This window comes from Xanthobacter sp. YC-JY1, from assembly GCF_021730305.1.
GTDB lineage: Bacteria > Pseudomonadota > Alphaproteobacteria > Rhizobiales > Xanthobacteraceae > Xanthobacter > Xanthobacter flavus.
On sequence record NZ_CP032674.1, the window covers coordinates 3694089 to 3718586 of the forward strand.

26 protein-coding genes are annotated in these 24498 nt (G+C 66.3%); 9 read left to right on the forward strand and 17 right to left on the reverse strand.

The genetic code is table 11. From position 1 onward, the window contains the following. Nucleotide 1: 1 nt before the first annotated feature. Both D7006_RS17315 and D7006_RS17320 read left to right on the forward strand, forming a co-directional pair. Entirely contained in the window at nt 2–1018 is a 1017-nt protein-coding gene (locus D7006_RS17315; RefSeq protein WP_237353914.1) for an ABC transporter substrate-binding protein, read from the forward strand. Between the two features lie 23 nt (nt 1019–1041). Then, nucleotides 1042–1890 carry an ABC transporter ATP-binding protein gene (locus D7006_RS17320; protein ID WP_237353915.1) on the forward strand — a complete coding sequence of 283 codons (849 nt, stop codon included), beginning with the start codon at nt 1042–1044 and terminating at the stop codon, nt 1888–1890. 116 nt (nt 1891–2006) lie between these two features. On the opposite strand, the gene D7006_RS17325 is transcribed toward D7006_RS17320, so the two are convergent. The 4 genes from D7006_RS17325 to D7006_RS17340 are packed head-to-tail and all read right to left on the reverse strand — an operon-like array spanning nt 2007 to nt 6059. Beyond that, a complete protein-coding gene (locus tag D7006_RS17325) occupies nt 2007–3383 on the reverse strand; it encodes an amidase family protein (RefSeq protein WP_237353916.1) in 1377 nt (458 codons plus the stop codon). Next, entirely contained in the window at nt 3376–4224 is an 849-nt protein-coding gene (locus D7006_RS17330; RefSeq protein WP_237353917.1) for an ABC transporter ATP-binding protein, read from the reverse strand. Before D7006_RS17330 ends, D7006_RS17325 begins: the two co-directional genes overlap by 8 nt. Beyond that, the gene (locus D7006_RS17335; RefSeq protein ID WP_237353918.1) at nt 4221–5060 is read right to left on the reverse strand and encodes an ABC transporter permease; all 840 of its coding nucleotides are present in this window, start codon (nt 5058–5060) and stop codon (nt 4221–4223) included. Before D7006_RS17335 ends, D7006_RS17330 begins: the two co-directional genes overlap by 4 nt. 12 nt (nt 5061–5072) lie before the next feature. Further along, complete coding sequence (locus D7006_RS17340) at nt 5073–6059, reverse strand: ABC transporter substrate-binding protein (protein ID WP_237353919.1); 987 nt, start codon at nt 6057–6059, stop codon at nt 5073–5075. 395 nt (nt 6060–6454) lie between these two features. On the opposite strand from D7006_RS17340, the gene D7006_RS17345 reads away from it, so the two are divergent. Genes D7006_RS17345 through arsB form a run of 4 tightly spaced genes read left to right on the forward strand, consistent with a single transcriptional unit; the run spans nt 6455 to nt 8849 of the window. Further along, nucleotides 6455–6817, forward strand: coding sequence for a helix-turn-helix transcriptional regulator (locus D7006_RS17345; RefSeq protein WP_237353920.1), 363 nt, complete (start codon nt 6455–6457; stop codon nt 6815–6817). Then, nucleotides 6810–7349 (forward strand): arsenate reductase ArsC, encoded by a 540-nt coding sequence (locus D7006_RS17350; RefSeq protein ID WP_237353921.1) that lies wholly within the window; start codon nt 6810–6812, stop codon nt 7347–7349. The genes D7006_RS17345 and D7006_RS17350 overlap by 8 nt, the downstream gene beginning before the upstream one ends. Nucleotides 7350–7358: 9 nt before the next feature. Next, entirely contained in the window at nt 7359–7781 is a 423-nt protein-coding gene (arsC, locus tag D7006_RS17355) for an arsenate reductase (glutaredoxin) (protein WP_237353922.1), read from the forward strand. A 15-nt stretch (nt 7782–7796) separates the two neighbouring features. Then, nucleotides 7797–8849, forward strand: coding sequence for an ACR3 family arsenite efflux transporter (arsB, locus tag D7006_RS17360; RefSeq protein WP_237353923.1), 1053 nt, complete (start codon nt 7797–7799; stop codon nt 8847–8849). 251 nt (nt 8850–9100) lie between these two features. Here the strand turns inward: arsB and D7006_RS17365 are convergent, their stop codons facing one another. Beyond that, a complete protein-coding gene (locus D7006_RS17365; RefSeq protein ID WP_237353924.1) occupies nt 9101–10411 on the reverse strand; it encodes an MFS transporter in 1311 nt (436 codons plus the stop codon). Between the two features lie 37 nt (nt 10412–10448). Beyond that, entirely contained in the window at nt 10449–11234 is a 786-nt protein-coding gene (locus tag D7006_RS17370; RefSeq protein WP_371744958.1) for a class II aldolase/adducin family protein, read from the reverse strand. A gap of 111 nt (nt 11235–11345) precedes the next feature. Here D7006_RS17370 and D7006_RS17375 point away from each other — a divergent pair, with 111 nt between their 5' ends. Both D7006_RS17375 and D7006_RS25310 read left to right on the forward strand, forming a co-directional pair. Then, a complete protein-coding gene (locus D7006_RS17375) occupies nt 11346–12281 on the forward strand; it encodes a LysR family transcriptional regulator (protein ID WP_237353925.1) in 936 nt (311 codons plus the stop codon). 790 nt (nt 12282–13071) lie between these two features. Continuing rightward, the gene (locus D7006_RS25310) at nt 13072–13206 is read left to right on the forward strand and encodes a hypothetical protein (RefSeq protein ID WP_256444913.1); all 135 of its coding nucleotides are present in this window, start codon (nt 13072–13074) and stop codon (nt 13204–13206) included. 68 nt (nt 13207–13274) lie between these two features. Here the strand turns inward: D7006_RS25310 and D7006_RS17380 are convergent, their stop codons facing one another. Genes D7006_RS17380 through D7006_RS17420 form a run of 9 tightly spaced genes read right to left on the reverse strand, consistent with a single transcriptional unit; the run spans nt 13275 to nt 21834 of the window. Further along, a complete protein-coding gene (locus D7006_RS17380; protein ID WP_237353926.1) occupies nt 13275–13745 on the reverse strand; it encodes a RidA family protein in 471 nt (156 codons plus the stop codon). Between the two features lie 20 nt (nt 13746–13765). After that, entirely contained in the window at nt 13766–14944 is a 1179-nt protein-coding gene (locus D7006_RS17385; RefSeq protein ID WP_237353927.1) for an alpha-hydroxy acid oxidase, read from the reverse strand. 25 nt (nt 14945–14969) lie between these two features. Continuing rightward, nucleotides 14970–15743, reverse strand: a complete 774-nt coding sequence (locus D7006_RS17390) for an SDR family NAD(P)-dependent oxidoreductase (RefSeq protein ID WP_237353928.1) — start codon at nt 15741–15743, stop codon at nt 14970–14972. A gap of 3 nt (nt 15744–15746) precedes the next feature. Beyond that, a complete protein-coding gene (locus D7006_RS17395; RefSeq protein ID WP_237353929.1) occupies nt 15747–16823 on the reverse strand; it encodes a hypothetical protein in 1077 nt (358 codons plus the stop codon). A gap of 23 nt (nt 16824–16846) precedes the next feature. Then, nucleotides 16847–17839: an ABC transporter substrate-binding protein gene (locus D7006_RS17400; RefSeq protein WP_237353930.1), complete on the reverse strand. Its 993-nt coding sequence runs from the start codon at nt 17837–17839 to the stop codon at nt 16847–16849. A 60-nt stretch (nt 17840–17899) separates the two neighbouring features. Beyond that, nucleotides 17900–18688, reverse strand: a complete 789-nt coding sequence (locus tag D7006_RS17405) for an ABC transporter permease (protein WP_237353931.1) — start codon at nt 18686–18688, stop codon at nt 17900–17902. Nucleotides 18689–18691: 3 nt separating this feature from the next. Beyond that, complete coding sequence (locus tag D7006_RS17410; RefSeq protein ID WP_237353932.1) at nt 18692–19507, reverse strand: ABC transporter ATP-binding protein; 816 nt, start codon at nt 19505–19507, stop codon at nt 18692–18694. A gap of 3 nt (nt 19508–19510) precedes the next feature. Next, nucleotides 19511–20647, reverse strand: coding sequence for a Xaa-Pro peptidase family protein (locus D7006_RS17415; protein WP_229643670.1), 1137 nt, complete (start codon nt 20645–20647; stop codon nt 19511–19513). 26 nt (nt 20648–20673) lie between these two features. Then, nucleotides 20674–21834, reverse strand: coding sequence for a mandelate racemase/muconate lactonizing enzyme family protein (locus D7006_RS17420; RefSeq protein ID WP_237353933.1), 1161 nt, complete (start codon nt 21832–21834; stop codon nt 20674–20676). 400 nt (nt 21835–22234) lie between these two features. Here D7006_RS17420 and D7006_RS17425 point away from each other — a divergent pair, with 400 nt between their 5' ends. Then, nucleotides 22235–22978, forward strand: coding sequence for a GntR family transcriptional regulator (locus D7006_RS17425; protein ID WP_237353934.1), 744 nt, complete (start codon nt 22235–22237; stop codon nt 22976–22978). Nucleotides 22979–23021: 43 nt separating this feature from the next. Here the strand turns inward: D7006_RS17425 and D7006_RS17430 are convergent, their stop codons facing one another. Further along, a complete protein-coding gene (locus tag D7006_RS17430; protein ID WP_237353935.1) occupies nt 23022–23129 on the reverse strand; it encodes a hypothetical protein in 108 nt (35 codons plus the stop codon). Between the two features lie 209 nt (nt 23130–23338). Further along, complete coding sequence (locus tag D7006_RS17435) at nt 23339–24424, reverse strand: NAD/NADP octopine/nopaline dehydrogenase family protein (RefSeq protein ID WP_237353936.1); 1086 nt, start codon at nt 24422–24424, stop codon at nt 23339–23341. Nucleotides 24425–24498 lie beyond the last annotated feature (74 nt).

Consider the following 24498-nt stretch of genomic DNA (forward strand, 5'->3'; position numbering starts at 1 on the left):
GATGAAATCGCTTCGACGCACGGCCTCTCTTCTGCTCGCCGCTGCCTTCGCGTGTGGCCTTTCGGCGGGCGCGCAGGCGCAGCAGAAGCCGGAGGGGATCACCATCGGCTATCTCAACCTCGTCAATGCCCAGCTCGTCACCAAGGCACTGGGCCTGCACGAGAAATCCGGCGTGCCCATCAAGTGGGTCAAGTTCGGCTCGGGCGGCGACATGAATCGCGCCGTGGCCGCGAACCAGGTGGATTTCGGCGGCGTCGGCAATCCGCCCTTCACCATCGGCGCCACCCGCGCCTTGCCCTACAAGGGCATCTTCGTGCTGAACATGCTCGGCCCGGTGGAATCCCTCGCCGTGCGCTCCGACAAGAACATCAAGTCCCTGAAGGACCTCGCCGGCAAGACGGCGGCCGCCCCCTTCGGCTCCACCACCCACTATCTGTTCATCGCGGCGCTGAAGGAGGCGGGGGTGAACCCCACCGACGTCAAGCTCATCGACCTTTCGCCCTCCGATGCCGTCGCCGCCTGGCTGCGCAAGGACATCGACGCGGCCTGGATCTGGGAGCCCAACCTCGACAAGATCGTGAAGAATGGCGGCGAGATCTTCCTCACCAGCGGGGAGATGGCGAAGCGCGGCTATCCCACATGGGACGTGGGCGTGGTGATGAACGACTTCGCCGCCAAGTATCCCGATCAGGTGGTCGCCTACGTGAAGGCGGAATGCGAAGGCATCGACTACTGGCTGAAGCACCCGAAGGAGACGGTGGACATCATCGCCAAGGAATTGTCCCTGCCGCCCGAGGACGCCGAGCGCATGATGAAGGGTACCACCATGGTGCCCTGCCCCGAACAGATCACGAAGGACTATCTCGGCACGCCCGGCCAGATCGGCCAGTTCGCCGACACGGTGCTCGCCACCGCGACCTTCCTGAAGGACCAGGGGCGGCTCCCCACGGTGATGGACCGGGCGGGATACGCGGCCTTCATCGATCCGTCCTACCTCGCGAAGGCGCTCGGCAAATGAGCGCCGGCCGGGATGCGATGTCGATGCCCCCGCCCCTTCCCGTGCCCACGCACCTCGCCCCGACGCCGGGGCGCGGGCGGCTGCAACTGAAGGACATTTCCATCGCCTATGGCGAGGGCGCGGCGCGGCGCACGGTGGTGGAGCGCTTCGACCTAGACGTGGAGCCGGGCGAATTCGTCTGCGTGCTCGGCCCGTCGGGCTGCGGCAAGTCCACGGTGCTCAATGCGGTGGCGGGCTTCGTGCCCGCCGCGCGCGGGCTTCTGGAGGTCGATGGCGAGACCATCCAAGGCCCCGGCGCAGACCGGGGCATGGTGTTCCAGCAGGCGACGCTCTTCCCCTGGAAAAGCGTGCTGGAGAACGTCGCCTTCGGCCCCCTCATGTCCACCGGAAGCACCTCGACGGCCGAGCAGAGGGCTCGGACCTTCCTGTCCCTCGTGGGTCTGGCTGCGTTCGAGAAGCACTATCCGTCCGAGCTGTCCGGCGGCATGCAGCAGCGGGTCGGCATCGCGCGGGCGCTCGCCAACTATCCTCGCGTGCTGCTCATGGACGAGCCGTTCGGCGCGCTGGATGCCCAGACGCGGGCGATGATGCAGGAAGCGCTCCTGAACATCTGGGCGGAGTTCCGCACCACCGTGCTGTTCATCACCCACGACATCGAGGAGGCCATCTTCCTCGGTGACCGCGTGGTGGTCATGAGCGCCAATCCCGGTCGCATCGTCGCCGACATCCGCGTGGACATCCCGCGCCCTCGCACGCCGGAGGTGCAGTTCTCGGAGACGTTCCTCGCCATCAAGCGGGAATGTTTCGCGCATATCCGGTCGGAGACGCTGAAGGCGTTCGCCCACCAGCAGAACGCCACGGCGCTGTCGTGATCGCCTGAGGGGACGGGATGCGATTGCCCCGGCCCCGTCGCACGCTCGCTCGTAGCCCCCCGCCTTCGCCTACTGGCTTCGGCGGAGGGCTACGGTGTCTGCGAGCCTCACCCCTCTCAGTCCGCCTGCTGAAACTGCCGGGCAAGGCCCGCCACCACACCATCGCGCCCCGCGAGAGAGATGAAGCTGAGCGAAGAGGGCAGCCCCGCCCGGGCCGGGGCGCCGGGCGCCGCGACGGCGCACAGGTCCATGGGATTCACGAAATAGGTGTAGGTGCCCATCGTTGCGTTGCGCACCATGGGGTCCGCCAGCATCTCGTCGATGGTGTAGATGGTCGGCACTGTCGGCACCACGAACGCGGCATAGTCGGCGAGCGCGATTTCCGCGGCGCGCTTCAGCTCCCGCATCCGGTAGATCGTCTCGAAGGCCTGCTTGGCGGAATAACCCCGCCCCGGCTCGATGGCGGCGAGCGCCGCGGGGTGGATGGCGTCGCGATGGGCCGTGATGACCTCGTCATATTCGACGAGCCGTTCGGCCACGAGCGCCGACTGGAACACCAGCCGCCCGGCCTCCTCGAAGGGGGAATAATCGATCTCCTCCAGCGTGTAGCCGAGCCCGCGCAGACGATCGAGATTGGTGTCGAACGCGGCCTCGGCGACAGCGTCGCCGAAGAAGCGCATCTGGTCCCGGCGCGGAATGGCAAGGCGTGTGGACGGTGCCTGCACGGGCGCGGTCCCGATGGTGTCCGCATCGCGGCGGCTCCAGGGATCGAGCGGGTCATAGCCGGCGATCAGGCCGAGGACTTCGCTCGCGTCGTCCACATTGGCCGCGAAGATGGGGATGCAGTCCAGCAGGCGGCTGTTGTAGACGGCGCCGCGCGTGCTCACGAGCCCGAGCGTGGGTTTCAGTCCAACGATGCCGTTGCAGGCCGCGGGAACGCGTCCCGAGCCACCCGTGTCGCTGCCCAGCGAGAAGGAGACGATGCCGGCCGCCACGGCGACGCCGGAGCCGGAGCTGGACCCGCCGGGGATGAAATCGGGGTCGAGCGCATTGCGGCACAGGGGATCGGGGCTGCGCGTGCCGTTCAGGCCCGTCGCGAACTGGTCCATGGTGTTCTTGCCGATGAGCACCGCCCCGGCCGCCTCCAGGCGGCTGATGGCCAGCGCGCTCTCCTCCGGCGCCATGGCGACCACGGGGCAGTTGAGCGTCGTCGCCATCCCCGCCACGTGCAGATTGTCCTTCACCGAGAAGGTGAGGCCGAGCAGCGGGAGCGCCTCGCCGGCCCTCGCGCGGGCAGCGGCGGCAGCGGCCTTCCTCTCCACCTCCTCCCGGGGCACCAAAGCTGTGAAGATGCCATCCCCAGCGGCCGCCTGGGCGCGATCCGCCGCATCAAGCACCAGCGCCACCGGATCCGCGCCGTCGGCGAGAGCCGCACGGGCGGTCGCGAAGCCGCTTCGCGGAGGGCGGACGGTGGGGGCAACCTTGTCAAGCATCGTGGGTCCCTTCGAAGGCCTTCTGGCTCTGCTGTCGGATGAGGTCGAGACACTCCCGGCGAAGCGCCTGGAAGCGGGCACCCAGTGTTGTTTCAATGGTGCGCGGACGCGGAAGGTCCACGGCAAGGTCGCGGACGATACGCCCCGGCCCCGCCGACATGACGAGCACCCGGTCCGCCAGCAGCACGGCCTCGTCGATATCGTGCGTGACGAAGAGGATCGTGGTGTCCAGTTGCGCCCACAGCCGCAGCAGGCCCTCCTGCATCACGGTGCGGGTCTGGGCATCCAGCGCGCCGAACGGCTCATCCATCAACAGGATGTTCGGCCGGTTGGCGAGCGCGCGGGCAATGGCGACGCGCTGCTGCATGCCGCCGGAGAGCGTGTGCGGAAGAGCCTTGGCGGAGCGCGAAAGGCCGACCATCTCGATCAACTCGTCGGCAATGGCCCCGGCATCGGCGCGCGATTTTCCGGCCATGCGCGGGCCATGCGCCACGTTCGCCCGCACCGACTTCCAGGGGAACAGCCGGGGCTGCTGGAACACGACGCCGCGATCCGGCCCCGGCCCCGTGACGACCTTCGTGCCCACCACCACCTCGCCCTCATAGGGCGTCTCGAAGCCGGCAACGGCATTGAGGAGGGTGGACTTTCCGCAGCCGGACGGCCCCAGCAGGCAGATGAACTCGCCGCGGCGCACCTGGAAGGACACCCGGTCCACGGCGGGAACGAGTTCGCCGCCATCCCGCTCGAACGCGATGGTGACATCGCGCACGTCGATCTCGACTTCGCCGCCCTCCCTCAACGGGACAGGCACGGGCTTGCGGATCATGGAAATGATGCTCATCGCCACCATACCAGGCGCTGCGCCATCATCGCGAAGCAGCGATCGGCGATGAAGGAGATCAGGCCCAGCGCCGCGAGGCCGGCGAAGACGAGGCCGGTCTGCATGTTCTGCTGGGCCAGCTGGATGCGATAGAAGATGCCGGCGAACGCGCCCGCCAATTCCGCCGCGACCAGCGTGTAGAACGAAATGCCCACCGCCGTGCGCAGGCCCACGACGATGAAGGGCAGCGCGCTCAGCAGCACCACCTCGCCCACGAGCCGGCGGCGTGGCGTGCCCAGCATCTGGGCGGCGCGCACCAGTCCCTGATCCACCTTCTGGACGCCGAGATGGGTGGACAGCCAGACGGTGAAGAACACACCCCAGACGATCAGGAAGACCTTCCCGCCCTCCGACAGCCCGAACCACAGGATGACGATGGAGACGAAGGCGATGGGCGGGATGGGCCGCAGCACCTGAAACAGCGGACCGAGCAGCCCGGAGAAGAAGGCGGAGCGCCCCGTGAGCAGGCCGCATCCCACGCCGACGACGGACCCGACGAAATAGCCAGTCGCCACGCGCTTCAGGCTCGCCACCGCGTCCTCGACGAACAGGCCGCTCGTGACCCATTCCATCGCCGCGCGCGCAACTTCGGTGGGCGCGGGAAAGAGGATGGGATTGACGATCCTCGCCTGAGCGATCAGTTGCCAGACCATCAGGAAAAGCGGGATGGAGACGAGCCCCACCGCCATGTTGATCCGCTGGCTCAGCCGGGCACTGCGCCGCCGCTTCGCCCCCACGGCGGGGAGCGCGCCTGCCCCGCGTGGGGAGAGCGCCGCCGGGGTGGAGATGTCAGCCATGATGCCGACGCTTCAGTTGAGCTTGTAGGTGATGCGGGCGGCATCCAGCGCACGCAGGGGTTCGGGAAAGAGAACCACGGCGAAGTCCGGCACGCCGGTCACGCCGGGCGGATGGTTCTTTGTATCGAGACGCCACTGGGCATGGGCCTTGAGGGCATCGATCTGCTTCGCCCCGATGCCGACCTGATAGACATAGTCGCTCCAGATCGGCTTCAGATCCTCCGGCTTCATGCCCACGGCCTTGGAGACGACCTCGATCGCCTCTTCGGGATGCGCCTTCACCCAGGCTTCGGCGGCAATGAGCGCGGCGAGGAATTTGGAAACGATCTGCGGATTGGCCTTCAGGTAATCCTGCATCACCACGATGTTGAAGGTCTCGGAATAGACGCCTTTGGTATCGAGCAGCGCGACATCGTCACCGAGCGCCTTCCGGCCGTTGGCGATGTGCGGCTCCCAGGTGTCGTAGGCATCGATGCTCCCGGCCGCCAGCGCGGGCAGCATCTCCTGGGGCTTCAGATTGACCAGCGTGACATCCTTGCTGGTAAGGCCCGCCTTCTTCAGCAGCTCGGTTGTGTAGACCTCGCTGCCAGTCCCGGCGGTGTAGGCGATCTTCTTGCCCTTGAGATCCGCGAACGACTTGATGGCCGCCTTCTTCGCCGTCAGCGTCTTGATGTCCGAATATTCCATGCCCGCCACGAAGGCGATGGGCTGGCCGGCCATGGCGGCCGCCGTGACCGGCGCTTCTGCCGTGGTGGCGATATCGGCGCCGCCGCCGATCACCGTGTCGAGCGCCTGCTTGCCACTGGTGAAGTTGCTCACCGAGATGTCGAGGCCTTCCTTCTCGAACAGCCCCTGCGCCTTGGCGACGATGGTGAGGGCCGAGATGGGCGCCAGATTCTGCGCGAGGCGGGCTTTCAGAAGTTCTGCCGCTCCGAGGCTGGAGACGGGCGCCAGGAATATCGCGGCGGCAATAACGCTGCAGAGCTTGAAATGCTGCATGGCCCGGTCTCTCTTCTGCAGTCTGAGGATGCAGCCATCGAGCGCGTCCCGGCCCCGCTTTAGAAGCAATTAATTGCTGACTGCAGACCTTGAGGGTCCTCGGCGGGCAAGAGCCACCGCCGTGGACGGCGCCATGATGGACGAGCCGGGGCGCGGGCGCGTGCGCCCCTCGCCGGCGCCCTCCGATCGCGGCCAGCAAAATCTCGCAGCGCCCCGGCGCACGTCACCCATATTCAATGAGGCAATCGGCAGCCTGGTCCGGGGACATCAGATGATGTTGTGCTTCTTCAGCCGGTAGGCGAGCGTCGGGTGCTCCTTTTCGGTGCCCGCCAGGGCTTGTCGTTTTCCGCGGAATGGCGTACTCGACATCTCAATAAATCTTGAGATGTTGACTCATGGATGAATCGAAGGCCCTCACCTCCTTCGCTGCGCTTTCTCAGGTAACCCGTCTCCGCGTGGTGCGCCTTCTGGTGCAGGCCGGTCCGGAGGGGCTGCCTGCGGGCGCCATCGGCGAGGCCATGGATGGTGCTTCCTCCTCCCGCATGTCCTTCCACCTGAACCATCTGGAGCAGGCCGGGCTGGTGCGCTCGCGGCGGGACGGGCGATCCATCATCTACAGCGCCGTCTACCCGGCCCTCTCCGACCTCGTGGCCTTCCTGATGCGCGATTGCTGCAACGGGCATCCCGAGGTCTGCGCCCCCGCCGTTGCCGCCTTGTCCTGCGCCTGCGAACCCAAGACTGAGGACACCCATGCCTGACACGAGCTCCGATCACGTGTTCAACGTGCTGTTCCTGTGCACCGGCAATTCCGCCCGCTCGATCCTCGCGGAAAGCATCCTGTCGAAGGACGGGGCCGGCCGGTTCCGCGCCTTCTCGGCCGGGAGCGCCCCCAAGGGCGAGGTGAACCCGCTCGCCATACGGACGCTGAATGCCTTCGGCTACCCGACCTATGGCTTTCGCTCCAAGAGCTGGCTCGAATTCGCCGAGCCGAACGCGCCGGTGATGGATTTCGTCTTCACCGTCTGTGACAATGCGGCCGGCGAAGCCTGCCCCATCTGGCCGGGGCAACCCATGACGGCACACTGGGGCATCGAGGACCCCGCCGCGGTGGAGGGCAGCGACATCGTCCGGGAAGCGGCCTTCAACGCCGCCTTCCGCTATCTCAAGAACCGCATCTCGGTGTTCACGGCGTTGCCGATCACCAAGCTCGACCGCCTCGCCCTCGGCACCAGGCTGCGCGAGATCGGCCGCCTCGAAGGTGGCACCGATCCGCGCTCCGACGTGGCCTGAGGTGTGGCGATGGACGTCATCATCTATCACAACCCGGACTGCGGCACCTCGCGCAACACGCTGGCGATGATCCGGAATGCCGGGATCGAACCGCATGTGATTGAGTACCTGAAGACGCCGCCAAACCGCGCGCGGCTCGAGGATCTCATCAGTCGCGCCGGTCTTTCCGTTCGCGAGGCCCTGCGCGAGAAGGGCACGCCGTATGCGGAACTCGGACTGGGCGATCCCGCCCTTTCCGACGACGCCCTGCTCGACGCCATGATGGCCCATCCCATCCTCATCAACCGTCCTTTCGTGGTCTCGCCTTTGGGGGTGCGGCTATGCCGTCCGTCCGAACGGGTGCTCGATCTGCTGCCCCAGCAGCAGGGCGCCTTCACCAAGGAGGATGGCGAGCGCGTGGTGGACGAGGCCGGCCGGCGCATCGCCGGCTGAGTATGGAGATCAGCAATGTCCCTTTTTGAGCGGTATCTCACCGTGTGGGTCGGTTTGTGCATCGTCGCGGGCGTGCTGCTCGGCCACCTGGCACCGTCGGTCTTCCACGCCATCGGGGCCGTGGAGATCGCGCAGGTGAACCTGCCGGTGGCCGTGCTGATCTGGCTGATGATCGTGCCCATGCTGCTGAAGATCGATTTCGCCGCCCTCGGCGAGGTCGGCCGGCACTGGCGCGGCATCGGGGTGACGCTGTTCGTCAACTGGGCGGTGAAGCCCTTCTCCATGGCCCTGCTCGGCTGGCTGTTCATCGGCTGGCTGTTCCGGCCCCTGCTGCCGGCAGACCAGATCGACAGCTACATCGCCGGCCTGATCATCCTCGCCGCGGCGCCCTGCACCGCCATGGTTTTCGTGTGGTCGAACCTCACCAAGGGGGAGCCTCATTTCACGCTGTCGCAGGTGGCGCTGAACGACGCCATCATGGTGGTCGCCTTCGCGCCGATCGTCGCCCTGCTGCTGGGCCTCTCCGCCATCACGGTGCCCTGGGGCACGCTGGTGCTGTCCGTGGTGCTCTACATCGTCATTCCGGTCATCGTCGCGCAACTGCTGCGCCGTCGGCTACTGACGCACGGCGGACAGGCGGCGCTGGACGGCCTGCTGGCCCGTCTCGGACCACTCTCCCTCGTGGCGCTGCTAGCGACGCTGGTGCTGCTCTTCGGCTTCCAGGGCGAGGCGATCATCGCCCAGCCGCTCGTCATCGCGCTGCTGGCGGTGCCGATCCTGATCCAGGTCTATTTCAACGCCGGCCTCGCCTACCTGCTGAACCGCGCAACAGGCGAGGCGCACTGCGTTGCCGGGCCCTCGGCGCTGATCGGCGCGTCGAACTTCTTCGAGCTGGCCGTGGCCGCGGCCATCTCGCTGTTCGGCTTCACCTCCGGTGCGGCGCTCGCCACGGTGGTGGGCGTGCTGATCGAGGTGCCCGTGATGCTCTCGGTGGTCTGGATCGTGAACCGCTCCAAGGGCTGGTACGAGCGAACAGCCGAGGCCGGGAAAATCCGTCCCGCCGACTAATTCGATAATTGCCGAAGTCGTCCTTGATCCAGTGTGACGTTCGCTCTAGCCCCACATGAGCACCAAAGAACGAAGCGCAGCCGAGCCGGCCTGAAAAGACCGTGCTGCGGACCATCTACGCCACTTCGGCACCGAGATGGACCTCCTGTCTCCGCAGTCTCCAACGTCTTGATACTGCTTCCGCGGCGCGGCGGCTTCGGGCTCGCGCTAGCTCGAAACCGCCGCGTGGAGCCCGAGCCGCCCTTGCCGGACTACCGGTTCACCACGCCGCCGCGGAACGTCAACACCATCGCAGCTCCGAGCACGAGGATGCCCGCAAGGCTGTAGAGGGCGACACTGCCGCCATCCACGACATGATCGCGCAGCCACCCGATCGCGAACGGCGCCGCGAACCCGCCCAGGGCGAGAGCGGAATTGATGAGGGCGAGCCCGCCCGCCAGGGCCTGAGGGCCGAGAACGAGGCCTGGCAGCGTCCAGAACGTCGCGACCGCCGTGCTGATTCCGGCCACGCCCAAGGTCAGTCCGACCAGCACCCTGTGAAGATCGCCTCCGGACTTGACCGCCAGGACGATCCCGAGGGCTCCCATCAGGATCGGCACGACGAGATGAAGACGTCGCTCCCGGAAGCGATCCGACGACCAGCCCGCAGCCATGATGACGACGATGGAGAACAGGTGGGGGATAGCGGAGAGGAGACCGATGGACGTATTCGACCCCGCGCCGGCCTCCTTCAGCAAGGTCGGCATCCAGAACGCAATTCCAAGAAAGCCGGCTCCCAGCGAGAAATATACGAAGGTCAGTTTCCAGAGGGAGGGGGATGTCAGCGCGTGGCGAAAGGAATGTCCGGGCACCTCCGGGAACTCTTCCGCCTTGATTTGCCGCAGCCGCATGCGATCGGCCGGCGACAGCCACTCGGCTTGCTCAGGCGTGTCGCGCAGGACGAAGAGGCAGGCAATCCCCAGGAGAATGGACGGAAAGCCTTCGACGAGGAAAAGCCACTGCCATCCGGTCAGTCCCCCCACCTGGTGGAGCGCGTCGAGAAGCCACCCGGAGACGGGGCCGCCGATCAGTCCGGAGATGGGAATGGCGCAGATCAGGGCCGCCATGATACGCCCGCGAAGCTTGCTCGGATACCAGATGGTCAGAAAGTAGATGATGCCGGGGAAGAAGCCGGCTTCCGCCACCCCGAGCAGAAATCTCAGGATGTAGAACGAGGTCTCGCCCTGCACGAACAAGGTCGCGCAGCTGATGGCCCCCCAGCTGATCATGATGCGGGACAGCCAGAGCCGGGCGCCGACGCGATCGAGAATGAGATTGCTCGGCACTTCGAGAAAAAAGTATCCGATGAAGAAGATGCTTGCCCCAAACCCATACACTGAATCGCTGAACTGAAGATCTTTCGCCATCGACATTTTGGCGAACGACACATTCACCCGGTCAATGTAGGCGAAGAGGTAGCAGAGCATTATGAATGGAATGAACTTCCAGCTTATTCTGGCAAACAGGCGGCTATCGTCGTCACTCAGGTCCCTGCTGAATGTGGCGGCGGTCTCGGAGCTCATGGTGTTTCCCCCAATCCTGTCTTGTCGTTCTTAACCTTCACGCCGCGTATTTGGACTGCCGGCGCTCCAGCAGGCGGAGGAGCGCCTTCCAGTCACGCTCGTCGATGAAGGGGTCGATATCCTCGAATTGCTTTGCCGTCCGGCGGGCCACCGCCTCGGACGGGAAGATGAGCGATGCTCCGGCAGACTGCGCTGCGACCTGGATCTTGCAGGCCGTCTCCAGATAATACATGAGCTCGAAGGCATCGCGGACAGTCTTCCCGCACGTCAGGAGCCCATGATTTTCGAGAATGAGGGCATTGTGCGCGCCGATATCCAGCACAAGGCGCGTCTGCTCTTCGAGATCGAGGGCGATGCCCTCGAAGGGATGGTAGCCTACCCGCTCGAAGAAGCGCAAAGCGTGCTGGGAGATGGGCAGGAGCCCCTCCTTCTGCGCAGACACGGCGACGCCGGCGGCCGTGTGGGTGTGAAAGATGCATCGCGCATCCGGCCGTGCACGGTGGATCGCCGAATGAATGACGAAGCCGGCGGGGCTGACGTCAAGCGGGTCGTCGTCGAGTTGGTTGCCCTCGATATCCACCTTCACGAGGTTGGAGGCGTTCACCTCCTCATAAAGCAGCCCGAAGGCATTGATGAGGAAATGCTCGCTCTTGCCGGGGATGCGCAAGGAGATATGATTGTAGATCATATCCGTCATCCCGTAGTGGGCGCACAGATGGTAGCACGCGGCCAACTCCACGCGCGCCGCCCACTCCACGTCGCTGACCCGATTACGCAATGTGGTGCGACGCTGCAGAGACTGCTGCATTTTATCGTTGTTCATGACGCAGGATGCTCCCTATCATCTCGTCCGGCCGTGTTGAGGCCGGGTGAAGCTGCAGCACGCATCCCGCAAAATCCAATGCCGTGTGAGCCGGAGATATAACCAGAAATCATGCCCCTCGATTCCAGACTGGTGACGGCGTTTCTCGCGGTGGCCGAGCAAGGCTCTCTCAGCCGGGCCGCGCAGGCGCTCAACCTCACCCAGCCGGCGTTGACCCGGACGATCAAGCGCCTGGAGGCCCAGGTGGGCGCGCCGCTCTTCGAGCGCCATCCCGCTGGGATGACGCTGACCGCGTATGGCGAGGTGCTTCTGAGGCGGGCGCGGATTCTCGAGAGCGAGACACAGACCACGATCTCGGAAATCCGGGCGCTGCGCGGAATCGGCCAGGGCAGCGTCCGGCTCGGCATCGTGTCCAGCGCGGCCGAGGTTCTTCTTCCTCCGGTGATCGCCCGGATGGCGGAGACATTTCCAGAGACGGTATTTTCCGTCGCGGTCGGGCTGGAGGATGAGTTGGCCGTGCGCCTCGTCCACGGCGAACTCGATCTGGCGGTTGCCTTTCACCTGCCGGAGGGACAGGACATTCAATGCCTCGTCAGCGGTCCGCCCCACGATGGCTGCTGCTTCGTCTCCAGCAGGACGCACGTGCTGGCGGCGCGGGCGGACCTCTCCCTTGAAGACATCCGCGCGGAAAACTGGGTCCTCCCGCCCGTAGGCACCTCGGTGCGCGCGCAGGTGACCGAAGTATTCGCCAGAAATGGCTCGCCGGAACCTGTCGTTCGCGTCGAGACGCAGTCCTTGCTGGCCATGAAGGCCCTGGTGGAGCGGGCCGGATTCCTGACCTGGCTTCCGCCGATGCTGTTCGAAGGCGATGCCGCGCCGATCATCGCGCTGGACGTGAGGCGGGCGCAGGTGCAATCGAGCCGCAGCTTCTCGATCTATTGCCGTGCGAACAGCTTGCTGACGGTCGCCGCGTCCCGTGTGCTGCAGCAACTGAGGAAAGAGCTGGAATCCGGTCAACACAGAGCGGACATTCGCGGCCCGAGGTGAGGCGCTCGAAGTGTCTTCTGCGACCTCTGGCGAGAGCTCTTGCTCTACGAAGCGACTTCAGAACCCGCGCAACCCATTTATTTATCGACTCATTCTGCTCCGACGATCGCCGGTCGACCGCTGACCGTCAAAAAATTCCACCACCGATACAAGTCCGCCCCCCGACTGCCGGGTCATGATACCACTCATTCCCGAGGGTAAGCTTTCAGCCGAATTAAGCAGATCCATTAAAATCGGGGGGACTGATGGCGAAGGGGATGGGGCGCCAGGCGGGGGCGCGTGGTCTTGCGGAGCGGCGGCTGGAGCTTTGTGCGAGCGCGAGCGTGCTGGCATTTTCTATAGCCACCAGCCCAGCTCTCGCCTAGACCTACGGCGGCACGCGCAACAGCCTCTTCGTGAACCCGTCTCCAATCCACGGGCAGGATGCCTACAGCACCGGCTGGTGGCTCTTCAAAGACTACTATCAGGCGACGCAGGGCGGCGACGGCCCGACCCTGAACGTCACCACCTATGGCACCATCAAAGCCATCGATCCCACCCAGATCATCTGGAAGCAATCCATCGCGCCAGCCCTCGTCGTGGGCTCGGAAGGCGGCCACGGCGGCGCCGGGCTCAAGCGCGGCTACCAGGCGTTCGGCGGCGGCGCGGGCGGCAACGTCACCGTCGAGAACAACGCCCAGATCAGTCGGTCCACCCAGCAGGGGGACAAGGCCAAGCCCACGGCCCTGGTCTCCATCTACTTGAAGGGCGGCAAAGGCGGGAACGGCAACTTTTACGTCCGCTCCCTTCGGTGCTGGGCAACGTCACGGCCGGGCTGCAACTCTTCTCCACCACGGGATACGAGCTGCGCACAGAATACAAAGCCGACTTCGGCAACAATTACCTTGCCCAGGAGGCCAGCGTGCGCTTCGCCGTCACGTTCTGACGGCAAGGCGTTTCCTCAACGGGAATGCGGCTTCGGCGCGCGTCTTTGCGAAGGCTGCTGGCGCGCGCCTACATGGTGTGGATCTCGAACAGCCCTTCCACCTCGACGGGCACGTTGCGCGGCAAGGAGGAACTGCCGACCGCGATGCGGACATGCCGCCCGGCATCGCCGAACACCTCGACCATGAGGTCCGAGGCGCCGTTGATGACCTTGGGGTGATCGCCGAACTCCGGTACGGCGTTCACGAAGCCGCCAAGGCGCACGACGCCGGCCACCCGGTCGAGATCGCCACCCAGCGCCTTCGACAGCTGCGCGAGAAGGTTGATGGCGCACAACCGCGCGGCGGCCTGACCCTCGGCGAGGGACACGGTGTCACCGAGCTTGCCGGTGAACTGGTCCTGTCCGTCGCGGGTTGGCACCTGACCGGCCACGTAAAGGCACGTTCCGACGCGCCGGGTCGGCACGTAATTGGCCGAGGGGATGGCAGGATCGGGAAGCACGATGCCGAGTTGCGCGAGGCGCTCTGCGATCTTGCCCATGGGTTTCGGACCTCCTGTCGTCAAAGTGCGTCCGGCAACGGCACCACCCGGCGGATGCTGTCGCGGTTGATTTCGTCGAGGGATTTCCAGCCGCCGATGGCCATGGCGAGGTCGATCTCCGCCTTCAGCAAAGCGAGGGCGTGCCGGACGCCGGCTTCTCCCGCGATGGCGAGGCCCCACAGGTGGCTCCGGCCGATGAGCACCGCACAAGCGCCGAGTGCGATGGCCTTCAGGACGTCCGAGCCGCGGCGCACCCCGCCGTCGAGAAGCACGGGGACTTCGCCCGCAACCGCATCGACGACCTCTGCGAGGGCCTCGATTGCACCCAGGGTCCCATCGAACTGGCGGCCGCCATGGTTGGAGACCTGCACCCCGTCGCAGCCGAGAGACACGGCATGGCGCGCATCCTCGGCCCGCAGGATGCCCTTGATGATCAGCGGGCCGTCCCAGATGCCGCGCAGCCATTCCACGTCCTTCCAGGACACGGCGGGGTCGATCAGCGTCGAGATGTAGCGCGCCATGTCGACCACCCCGCCGCCGCCATAGGGCTCGAAATTGCGGAAGGTGACGCGCGGCGTGCGCGCCATACGCATCCACCACCCCGCGTGAAGGGCCGCATCGGCGAGTGTGCCGAGCGACAGGCGCGGATCGATGGTGAAGCCGTTGCGGATATCGCGCTCGCGCCTGCCGAGTACGGGGCAGTCCACGGTCAGGACGAGCGCCTCGTAGCCTGCGGCCTTGGCACGCGCCGCGAAGTCCCGCGTGATGCCGCGGTCGCGATAGATGAAGAGCTGGAGCCAGCGGGCGCCCTCCGCCGCTGCGGCGACCTCCTCAATGGCGAGCGTCGCACCGGCGCTCACTTCCATGATGGTGCCTTCGGCCGCGGCGGCGCGGGCGACTTCCGCCTCCCCCCGTGGCCAGAGGAGGCCCGAAGAGCCCGTCGGCGCGACCAGGACAGGTGTCGAAATGCGTCGGCCGAACAGCGTGCGGCCCTGGTCCCCGGTTTCGCCGCCGGTGAGCGCCTGCGCCATGAGCGCGTAGTGGGCAAAGCAGTCTGTGTTCCGCCTGAGCGTCGACTCGTCCCCGGATCCACCGTCGACGAAATCGAACAGCATGCGCGGCAGCGTTCGACGTGCGGCCTCGCGCATGTCGTCGATGGTGAGGAGGGAGGACAGGTGTCTGCGTCCGGTCGGGACCATCAGGGCAACTCGCGCTCGGTGAGGATCAATCGGCGGTCCACCCGCCATCGACGAGGAGGGATGCCCCGGTCACGAGCGCGGCGGCATCGCCGGCGAGGAACAGGACGGCGCCCATCACATCCTCGACCCGGCCGATGCGGCCGAGCTTGATGCGCGCACGGACCGCGGCCAGCGCGTCGTCGTCCAGTCCGTAGGAGCGGGTCAGGGGCGTGTCGATGAAGGTGGGCGCGATGGCGTTGACGCGGATGTCGTGCGGCCCAAGCTCCACCGCGAGCGCCTTGGTGAGGCCCTCGATCGCGAATTTCGAGGCGACATAGAGCGACCGGTTGGCCGCGCCCACATGCCCGAGCTGCGACGAGATGTGGATGATTGATCCCGGTCGTCCGGCGGCAATGAGGGTGCTCGCGACGCTCCGGGCGAGGAAATAGGCGGCCTTCACGTTGAGATCGAAGACCGCGTCGAAATCCTCGGGCGTCGTCTCGATCAGCGGGCGCGGACGATTGGTGCCGGCATTGCTCACCAGAATGTCGAATGGCTCGATCCGCTCCAGCGCGTCCTGCATCGCCGGCAGGTCGGTGATGTCGAGGGGCAGAGCGGAGGCGGCGCCGCCGGCCGCCCGGATGGCTTCGGCCCCGGCCTCCACTTCGGCTGCCGTGCGTGCGCACAGGGTCACATGGACGCCCGCATGCGCGAGGGCCGCGGCGGCCCCGAGCCCGATGCCGCGACCGGCACCGGTGACGAGGGCGCGGCGCCCTTCCAGGCGGAAGGACGGCGTTTCCGGCAGCGGAGGCAGGGCCATGCCTCAACCGCCAAGCCGGGCGCGCAGCTCGCCTAGCGCCGTGGCCGCCGCTTCCACTTCGCTCACCTGGAAACCGGCCGCGAGGTCCGGGCTGTAGGCCGAAAGCGCACGTCGGGCAGCCTCGGAATAGACCACCCGTCCGTCCGCGGTCACGCTGACGCCGTCCGCCGCCTCGAAGCTCCGGTTCCAGGCCACGGCCTCCTCCTCGGCCATGCCGTCCGGCAAATCGAGCGTCACCCGGCCGCGATCGACCCTGACCGGATATCCGCCCGGCAGGCCCGCAGGCCCGGGCACGTGGGCGCGGATTTCGCCGTGGCCGGCAAGCGCCAGCAACACGGGAACGGCGGCAGCGCCGGAGATCGCATTGAGATCGCGGTAAGGGAGCTGCACGTGGCGGGTCCAGCCGTCCACGTCCTCGACCTCCTCGCCGCCGATCCAGGCGCGCACGGGGGCGCCGGTGCGCTCGGTGCCGGGCTTTCGCCACTGAACGAGATGCTGGTGGTGGCCGAGCACGCGCACGCTGGCACGTTGCTCCGGAGGGACGAGCGCCTCGATGATGGACGAGAAGATGCCAATATTGCCCACGCCGCAGGTGATGGGCAGGCCGGACGCCGCCAGCACCTGGTTCACCCCATCCGGATAGCAGGTGTTGACGAAAGCGATGTCGGCGCCGCCGGCCTTCACCGCGCGCGACGAGCGGGACGGCAGCAAAGCGTGGAACGCGATGGTCATGCCGAAGCCGGCCTCCGCCACCAGCTTCGACCACGCGCTGTCCATCCGGTCCACCTTCCAGGGGGACTGGAGCGAGGCGGACTGGACCACCACGCCGGGCTCGGAGGCGGCGATGGCTTCGCCCACCGTCTCCGCCGAAGACTGGTCGACCGCGAGGGTATCGAAGGTGGCCGGCGTGCCGAAAATGGCGGCGCGGGCGTTGCCCGCCTGCGCGAGCCACGTCATGCGCTCGCGATTGCGCCCGCCGATGGTGACCCTGACGGGCGCGCGCGCCGTGGCCGCCAGGTCACTGATCATGATCTCGGCGAAATAGCCGGTTCCGATGATGAGAATGTCGCTGTTGGCCACGGTCCGCCCTTTTTGCTCGGGGATCACTTCAGGAAGTCGTTGGTGAACACCTTGGAGATGTCGGTCTTGTCCTTCATCATTTCCATGGCGATCAGCTGCGCCTGAAGGCTCTCCCAGGCCGCTGTGGTCGAGTGGCCGAGACCGTTCTGTTTCACGTCTGGCGACTGGGTGAGTTTGAGAACCTCGGGCAGCTTCAGCTCCGCATACACCTTGTCGGTGCTGGGATTGGCCTTGATGAAGGCCTCGTAGGCCGCCTTGGGATCGTCGATGGCGGCCTGCCAGCCCTTCAGGAAGGCCCGGGTGAAGCGCTTCACGAGGTCCGGCTTCTCCTTCACCAGGGCCGGGTTGGTGAGCAGGGAGGTGGAGTACATCTTCATGCCGAGGTCCTCGAAGAGGATCCAGCTCACATCCTCGCCCGTCGCCCTCAGCTTCAGCGCGTCGTTGAAATAGAAGCCGACGCCCACATCGATGCGGTTCGAGGCGATCATGGCGACGAGCGCGCCGTCGGCCGGCACCTCGCGCAGCTTGGCAGGATCGAGCTTGAGGTCCTTCTTCATCGCCTCCCACTGGCGCCCGGTGTTGCTCTTGAGCTGGACGCCGATGGTCTTGCCGTAGAGGTCGGTCTTCACGTCCTTGATGTTCTGGGACGTCTTGAAGATGAAGGCCGTGGGGTTCTGCTGGAGCACCACCGCAGTCGCGACCAGATCCAGCCCGCGCTGGGCGCCGATCAGGATCTGGTCGGCGGTGGCATAGCCGAATTCTGCGTCCCGGTTGCCCACCAGCTTCACCGTGACGGACGAGCCCTCACCAGGCAGGAGATCGACATCAATGCCTTCATCGCGGAAGTAGCCACGCTCCAGGGCGAGGAAGATCGGCGCGTGCTCGGAACCGAAAACCCAATCGAGCCGCAGCTTCACCTTGTCGGCCGCCTGCGCCACCACGGGCGCCAGAAGCCCCGACAGTGCGATGCCGGCGGCGGCCGTGAGTTTCAGAAGAGACCTGCGTTCCGTCCACATGTCCGTTCCCCTTTGTTGCTGGAAGGTTCTGTTTCAACACGAGGTCTGCGGCCCTGCCGCTCACATGGTGGCCTGCACCCCGCCGCCTTCCGGGGCGGACGGAATGAGCAGGCGCTCGGCCAGCACCACGGCGAGGAACATGAGGATGCCGAGGACGCTGAGGCAGATGATGGCGGCGAACATCAGCTCGGTATCGAGCGTGATGTTGGAGGCGTTGATGACGTATCCGAGCCCCTCGCCGGCAGCGACGAACTCGCCCACCACGGCACCGACGATGGCGAGGGTGATGGAGATCTTCAGCGCTGCGAAGAAATAGGGCATGGCCCAGGGCAGGCTGATCTTGGTGAATTTCTCCCAGGTGCTGGCGCCCAGGGAGTCCATGTATTGCAGCAGCTCGGAATCGACCGAGGTGAGCCCCTTGGACGTGTTGATCACCACCGGGAAGAAGGCGATCAGCGCCGCGATCACCACCTTGGGGGTGAGGCCGAAGCCGAACCAGATGAGGAAGAGCGGCGCGAAGGCGATCTTGGGCAGGATCTGCGCCGCCACGAGAAACGGATAGGTCAGGTCACGGATCACCCGCGAATAGGCGATGCCCACCGCGATGACGAAGCCGCTGGCCACCGCCGCCAGGAAGCCGAGGGAGATGGCGACAAAGGTGGGCCAGGTGTTCTTGATGAGGATGGCCCGGCTCTCCCACGCCACCTCGGCGATGCGGGAGGGCGGGGGCAGGATCACCGGCTTGATGCCAAGGAAGTCCACCAGCACTTCCCACAGGCCGAAGAAGGCGACGAAGACGAGCACCTGGCCGAAGGTGACCGAGACGCGATAGAGCGAGGCGCCGGACATGGTTCACACCTCCGCCATGGCAGGCACTGGCGCCGATGCCGGATCCCGGGGGCGCAGCAGGCCGCGGATGCGGGAGGCGAGCGCGGCGAAGTCCGGCATCTCCCGGATCTTCTCGGTGCGGGGGCGGGCAAAGGGCACGTTGATGCGCTCCAGCACGCGGCCGGGGCGCGCGGACATGACGACGATCTGTTCGGACAAGAGCACCGCCTCGGGGATCGAGTGGGTGATGAAGACGACCGTCGTCTCCGTCTGGGCCCAGATGCGCAGCAGTTCTTCCTGAAGGGTCTCCCGCGTGATCTCGTCGAGGGCGGCGAAAGGCTCGTCCATCAGGAGAATTCTCGGGCGGAAGGCGAGCGCGCGGCAGATGGAGACCCGCTGCTGCATGCCGCCGGACAGCTCGTGCGGGAAGCGATGCTCGAAGCCGGCAAGGCCGGCAACCTGGAGCCAGTGCCGGGCCTCTGCCTCGCGCTCGCTCCGGCTCATGCCGCGGCGGGCGACTTCCAGGGTCAGCATCACGTTGTCGAGCGCACTCCGCCACGGCAGGAGCAGCGCCCGCTGAAACACGTAGCCCACCTGCCCTTGTACCTTGGTTCGCGCCAGCGGCTCCCCGTCGAACAGCACGCGGACACCCGAGGGCTGGAGCACGCCGGAGAGGATCTTGAGCAAGGTGGTCTTGCCGCAGCCGGAGGGTCCCACCACGCTGAGGAACGAGCCGGGTGCGATATCGAATGAAACCTTGTCGAGCGCCGTGGTGACGCCCGTCTTGGTCTTGAAAACGACGGACAGGTCCTCGATCGATATTCCGGGGGCTTTGGCCATGGCTCAACCGATCCTGATCAGCCGGTCGGTGTCGGTGTAGTCCGACAACAGCTCCGAACCGGTGGCGGTGATCAGCATCAGGTCCTTGTTCTGGACCCCGAAGCCGTAGCCCGTGCGGTAGCAAAGGGGCTCGAAGCCCAGCACCATGTTCTCCTCGAGAGCCGCCGACTTCCCGGGCTGGCCAAGGAGAGGCGTTGCCCCGAGATAGGGGTCTTCGTGAAGGTGGAGGCCGATGCCGTGACCGACGAAGGAGATCGGCGGCAAATTATGCGCTTTCAGCCGCCCCACGAAATCGTTGTAGATCTCGAGGCAGTCGGCCCCCGGCTTGGCAAGATCGAGCAGCCGATACTTGCAATCCACCATCACCTGCCAGACCTCTTCGGCCATGGGCGGCGGCTCTTCAACATAAGCGGTACGGCAGACGCCCGCCTGATAGCCGCCGATGACGGAGAAGATCTCCACGCGGCAGACGTCGCCGCGCACCAGCTTGCGGTCGGTGGGGCCGACGTTCGGCAACTGGCTGCGCTCGCCGGTGGCGGTGATGAGCAGCTTGAAGTGCTCGGCACCCAGTTCGTAGATGTTGCGTGTGAGATAAGCGGCGATGTCGAGCTCGGTATCGCCGGGCTTGAGCGCCGAGAGCGTGTCTCCGATGGCCTGGTCCGCGATGCGCGCGAGCCGGCGCAGCAGCGCTACTTCGCCGGGCGTCTTGATCTGCCGGAGGCGCGAGAGGAGATGCTCGGCGGGCACGAAGGTAACACCCGGCAGGGCTGCCGAGAGGCGGGCGAAGTCTCCCGCTGGCAGGTAATCCATCTCGATGCCGATGCGCCCACCTGAGAGGCCGAGGCCTCTGAGCATCGTGGCGAGCTCGCTCATGGCGTCGTCGGAGAACTCCTTCCAGATGGTGAGCGGCACGCCGGGCGCCTCGCGCACCACCGTGCTCTCCTCCATGTCCACGACGAACAGATTGAGCGCCGCATCCGCGCTCACCACCGCCATGGCGTGGCGATGGCGCAGCAGCGGCTGGGAGGGGACGACGAAGCCGGCCGCATAGGCGAAGTTCTCCGGCGAGCAGGAGACGATCGCGTCGATGCCCTGTTCGTGCATGGCGGCGGCCTGCCGGCTGAGGATTTCCTCACGCATGTGTTCTTATCCCTGGATGCTTCGGCTCAGGCCGGAACGGTGTAGCGGGCGATCTTCTCGGCATCGATGTCGATGCCCATGCCGGGACCGGTGGGCACCTCGATGGCGCCGTCCACGAGGGTGAGCGGCTGGCAGATCAGGTCGTCCGTGTAGTAGATGCCGCCGATCTGGCCCCGCTGGAACGCCGCGGGGGTGGAGACCGGCACGACATTCGAGAGGGTGACGGCCGGCGCGGACGCGGCGAGGTGGATGTTGGCGAGGTTGCCCACGCCCGTTTCCACCGAACCGTTCACGTTGCAGACGATGCCAGCGGCCCGGCACACCGCGGCCACCTCCATCGCCTTGTAGAGGCCACCGGGCTTGGTGGTGTAGATCGAGACGATCTGGGCGGCCCGGCGTTCGATGATCTGGATGGCGTCGTGGGCGTTCCAGGCGGATTCGTCCGCCATCACCGGCGCGTCGATGGCCCGCGCGACCTCGGCGATCCGCTCGATGCCCATCACCGGCTGCTCGACGTACTTCAGCTCGTATTTTTCCATCTTGCGGATGGTGCGGATGGCATCGCCCGGCGTGCGATATCCTTCGTTGGCGTCCACGCAGATGTCCACCTTGTCGCCCGCCGCGGCCCGCACCGCGCCCACCACCGCGACGTCGCGGTCCGGGTCCACGCCGATCTTCACCTTGATGGTGCGTATTCCCTCGGCGGCGACCTTCTCCGCCTCGGCTGCGGCCTCCTCCAGCGAGATGAGACCGATGGAATGGGTGACCGGCACGCGCGACCGCGACTTGCCGCCCAGCAGGGTGTGGACCGGAACCCCCAGCCAGCGGCCGCTCACGTCGTAATAGGCGAACTCCACCGCCGCCTTGGCGTAGGGATAGCCTTTCAGCACGGCGTCCATGCGGGCATGCAGCTCGGCCGGATTGGCAAGCTCGGCGCCGATGATGGCGGGCGCGAGATAGCGCCGGATCAGCAGGTCGGCGATGGCGACGCTCTCGCCGAAATAGCGGCCGAACTCGCCGCCCCAATCCTTGAGCGCCGGCGCCTCGCCCCAGCCGGTCCGGCCGTCGTCGTCGGTCATCTTCACGAGCAGGTAGCGGCCGATGGGCTCCGTCAGCCCGGTCCATTGATGCTTCCGGCGGGTGGGGAGCTGTACGACAAGGGTCTCGATGCTGGCGATTTTCGGCACGTCTTGGCTCCAATGTGAGCACATAGTGTGATCACATTTTGAAGCTGTCAACGATCCCGGATGAAGATCAGTGCAGTTTTTTTAGTGCCCATTCGTTGGGCGCGCGCCGTAATTTCCGGCACGGCTTTCAACGGTGACGTGGCCCGAAAAGCCTTGTCTACGCGAGGGCCCTCGCCTCCCAGCAGGTACGATCCACGATATCGGAGCGGCGGCGCCGAGCGCCCGATCGAAGCGTTTCCGGTGCGCGTGGCTTGGTGTAGTGTCTAGCTCGTTCATTCTCGGGTTGCCGATCCTGGACGACTAAATTATTGATCACATATTGAGATCACAGACCGATCAACCGCCTTCCGCTCCGGCCGCTTCCGACAGGCGTCCCGCGGCCGGCGGTGGCGAGGACCCGATGGCCAACGCGAAGACCAACAAGACGCCCCCCGCGCCGGAGGAGAAGGCCACGCGCGGGCGCGCCCATGTCTACAATCTCGTCGCCAGATACATGTATCGCGGCCTCATGGTCGGCGCCTTCTTGCCGGGGCAGGTCATGAGCCTCAGAAAGCTTGCCGCCGCCCTCGGCACCAGTCCCATGCCGGTTCGCGAGGTGCTGAGCCGGCTGGTCGCCGCCAATGCGCTGGAGGAGACCAAGGGCGGCTCGGTTCGGGTGCCCCGGCTGACGCCGGAAAAGATTGCCGACCTGTTCGATGTGCGCGAGCAGCTGGAGGGCAATGCTACTGAACGCGCAGCCAAGTCGTGCACGAAGGACTTGATCACGGAGCTGACGGCAATCAACAAGAGCCTGCTCCAGGCCATCGAGAAGCGCGACATCATGAACTGCCTGTCGCAGAACCAGAAGTTCCACTTCACCCTGTATGAGGCGTCCGGCTCGGACGTTCTGATGCCGCTGATCGAATCCCTGTGGCTGCAGTTCGGCCCGACCATGTACATGTCATTCCTCGTGCCTTCGATGCCGTGGGACGCATCGAGCCACGTCAAGATCATCGAGGCGCTCAAGGCGGAAAATCCCGGCGCGGCCAAGCGCGCTATGCTGCACGACATCCGGCGCACGGGCCAGGCGCTGCTCAACGTGGGTGGCGGACAGAGCATCGAGCTGCCCTTTACCCGCGGGCTGGAGCTGCTTTTCGACACCTGACGGCGCTGCCCTCCCCCCTCGGCCGTCGCGCCACCTGGTAGAGTTATACCTTGGTCCCGTCCGGGTCCCCCACGCAGATGGCGAGGCCGCAGGGTCCGTCGTGCAGGTCTATTGAGAAGGGCACCTCGGCCGACTTCAGGCGGTCGCGCATGGCGCGCACGTCATCCACCGCGAAGGCGATGTGGTCGATATGCCGGGAATGGGGAAAAGGGCGATGTCAGCGCCTCCGAGCGCGTCCACCGCATCCTGCGCCAGCCGCACACCCTCGATGCCGCCCTCGGGCCAGAGAATGCCGAAGGCGTGCACTTCTGCCCCCGCCCCTGCGGCGCAGCGCGCAATCTCCTGCTTCGCCCTGCCAGCTCATGCCGCCCTCACCTTCTCCAGCAGCCCAGCAAAGGAGAGGCCGGCGATGCCCATGGCCTGCGCCGTGCGTCCGCCCGCGCGATAGTCCACGTCCACCGCGGTCTCGGCGAGGCGCATCAGCGCGACCGCCACCGGCACCTCCACACCGGCGATCCGCGCCAATTCGAGGAAGGGCAGCAGGCCGTGACCGAAGTCCTCCTTGTAGTAGCGATGGTCGAACGAGCCCGGCGCACGGATGCGCTGGTTCGCCGAGCCGGCGGAGATGGCACCGCGATAGTCGTCGGGATCGTCCAGCGCATCAATCGTGCCGATCTTCTGCATCTCACCCATGAGGTTGGGCAGGTCGTGACCGAAGGCACGGGCAACCGCGAGGCGTTCACCGTCGAGCGCGCGGACGACGCGGGCCACCCCCTCCGTCATGCCCTCCACATAGAAGGTGAAGTTGCCACCGGTCGCCTCAACCCAGGCGGCGGCCAGCACGGCACCGGGGGCGTGCAGCACCATGTTGACGTTGCAGAGCCCAGAGGCGAGGACATCGCGAACCGGCGTCGCGCCGGGAAACAGCCCGATGGCCAGATTCAGCACCTCCCGGGAGCCCCCGAGCGGCGCCGCGCGCACCGCGCCCGCGCGCCCGCTGACCGTGACCGAATCCGGGCCGTATTTGCGCGCCACGTAGGTCAGCGTGGAGAACTCGACCAGCGGCGGCGGCCGGCGGCCCGCCTGAACGAACACCTGCGCGAATTCCAGCGCGCCGCCCGTATGGCCGGGATTGAGGATAACCGGCATGTCCACGCGCATGTCCGCATCGATCATGGCGCGGGCGACACCCGCATGCAGGAAGGTGGGGAGCACCACAACCGCCGCGTCCGCCCCCGCGAGCGCCTCCGCCAGGTCCGTGGTCATGCGCTGCGGCACGGCGAGCCCTTCGCCGAGAACGCCGTCATAGACAATTCCGCCGCGCTCCAGATGGGGCGCGATGGTCGCCCGCGAGCGGGACCAAACGCGCACCCGGTGCCCGGCCGCGAGCAACTCGACCGCCGCCGCGCATGCTCCGGCCCCGCAGCCCACCACAGTCACGTCCATGCCCTGCTCCCTAAGCCTCCGTGCCCCGCCCCGCGACTGCGGGACCGCCCACGCGGACAGCGGCACCTGAGCCC

What these genes read in the sequence shown, in the direction of transcription:
- arsB (WP_237353923.1), top strand. Translation starts at nt 7,797, where the DNA reads ATGTCCCTTTTTGAGCGGTATCTCACCGTGTGGGTCGGTTTGTGCATC.
- D7006_RS17410 (WP_237353932.1), bottom strand. Translation starts at nt 19,507, where the DNA reads ATGGCCAAAGCCCCCGGAATATCGATCGAGGACCTGTCCGTCGTTTTC.
- D7006_RS17385 (WP_237353927.1), bottom strand. Translation starts at nt 14,944, where the DNA reads ATGGTCCCGACCGGACGCAGACACCTGTCCTCCCTCCTCACCATCGAC.
- D7006_RS17350 (WP_237353921.1), top strand. Translation starts at nt 6,810, where the DNA reads ATGCCTGACACGAGCTCCGATCACGTGTTCAACGTGCTGTTCCTGTGC.
- D7006_RS17435 (WP_237353936.1), bottom strand. Translation starts at nt 24,424, where the DNA reads ATGGACGTGACTGTGGTGGGCTGCGGGGCCGGAGCATGCGCGGCGGCG.
- arsC (WP_237353922.1), top strand. Translation starts at nt 7,359, where the DNA reads ATGGACGTCATCATCTATCACAACCCGGACTGCGGCACCTCGCGCAAC.
- D7006_RS17425 (WP_237353934.1), top strand. Translation starts at nt 22,235, where the DNA reads ATGGCCAACGCGAAGACCAACAAGACGCCCCCCGCGCCGGAGGAGAAG.
- D7006_RS17335 (WP_237353918.1), bottom strand. Translation starts at nt 5,060, where the DNA reads ATGGCTGACATCTCCACCCCGGCGGCGCTCTCCCCACGCGGGGCAGGC.
- D7006_RS17330 (WP_237353917.1), bottom strand. Translation starts at nt 4,224, where the DNA reads ATGAGCATCATTTCCATGATCCGCAAGCCCGTGCCTGTCCCGTTGAGG.
- D7006_RS17320 (WP_237353915.1), top strand. Translation starts at nt 1,042, where the DNA reads ATGCCCCCGCCCCTTCCCGTGCCCACGCACCTCGCCCCGACGCCGGGG.
- D7006_RS17375 (WP_237353925.1), top strand. Translation starts at nt 11,346, where the DNA reads ATGCCCCTCGATTCCAGACTGGTGACGGCGTTTCTCGCGGTGGCCGAG.
- D7006_RS17345 (WP_237353920.1), top strand. Translation starts at nt 6,455, where the DNA reads ATGGATGAATCGAAGGCCCTCACCTCCTTCGCTGCGCTTTCTCAGGTA.
- D7006_RS17390 (WP_237353928.1), bottom strand. Translation starts at nt 15,743, where the DNA reads ATGGCCCTGCCTCCGCTGCCGGAAACGCCGTCCTTCCGCCTGGAAGGG.
- D7006_RS17340 (WP_237353919.1), bottom strand. Translation starts at nt 6,059, where the DNA reads ATGCAGCATTTCAAGCTCTGCAGCGTTATTGCCGCCGCGATATTCCTG.
- D7006_RS17415 (WP_229643670.1), bottom strand. Translation starts at nt 20,647, where the DNA reads ATGCGTGAGGAAATCCTCAGCCGGCAGGCCGCCGCCATGCACGAACAG.
- D7006_RS17325 (WP_237353916.1), bottom strand. Translation starts at nt 3,383, where the DNA reads ATGCTTGACAAGGTTGCCCCCACCGTCCGCCCTCCGCGAAGCGGCTTC.
- D7006_RS17380 (WP_237353926.1), bottom strand. Translation starts at nt 13,745, where the DNA reads ATGGGCAAGATCGCAGAGCGCCTCGCGCAACTCGGCATCGTGCTTCCC.
- D7006_RS17315 (WP_237353914.1), top strand. Translation starts at nt 2, where the DNA reads ATGAAATCGCTTCGACGCACGGCCTCTCTTCTGCTCGCCGCTGCCTTC.
- D7006_RS17400 (WP_237353930.1), bottom strand. Translation starts at nt 17,839, where the DNA reads ATGTGGACGGAACGCAGGTCTCTTCTGAAACTCACGGCCGCCGCCGGC.
- D7006_RS17405 (WP_237353931.1), bottom strand. Translation starts at nt 18,688, where the DNA reads ATGTCCGGCGCCTCGCTCTATCGCGTCTCGGTCACCTTCGGCCAGGTG.
- D7006_RS17430 (WP_237353935.1), bottom strand. Translation starts at nt 23,129, where the DNA reads ATGCGCGACCGCCTGAAGTCGGCCGAGGTGCCCTTCTCAATAGACCTG.
- D7006_RS17365 (WP_237353924.1), bottom strand. Translation starts at nt 10,411, where the DNA reads ATGAGCTCCGAGACCGCCGCCACATTCAGCAGGGACCTGAGTGACGAC.
- D7006_RS17370 (WP_371744958.1), bottom strand. Translation starts at nt 11,234, where the DNA reads ATGAACAACGATAAAATGCAGCAGTCTCTGCAGCGTCGCACCACATTG.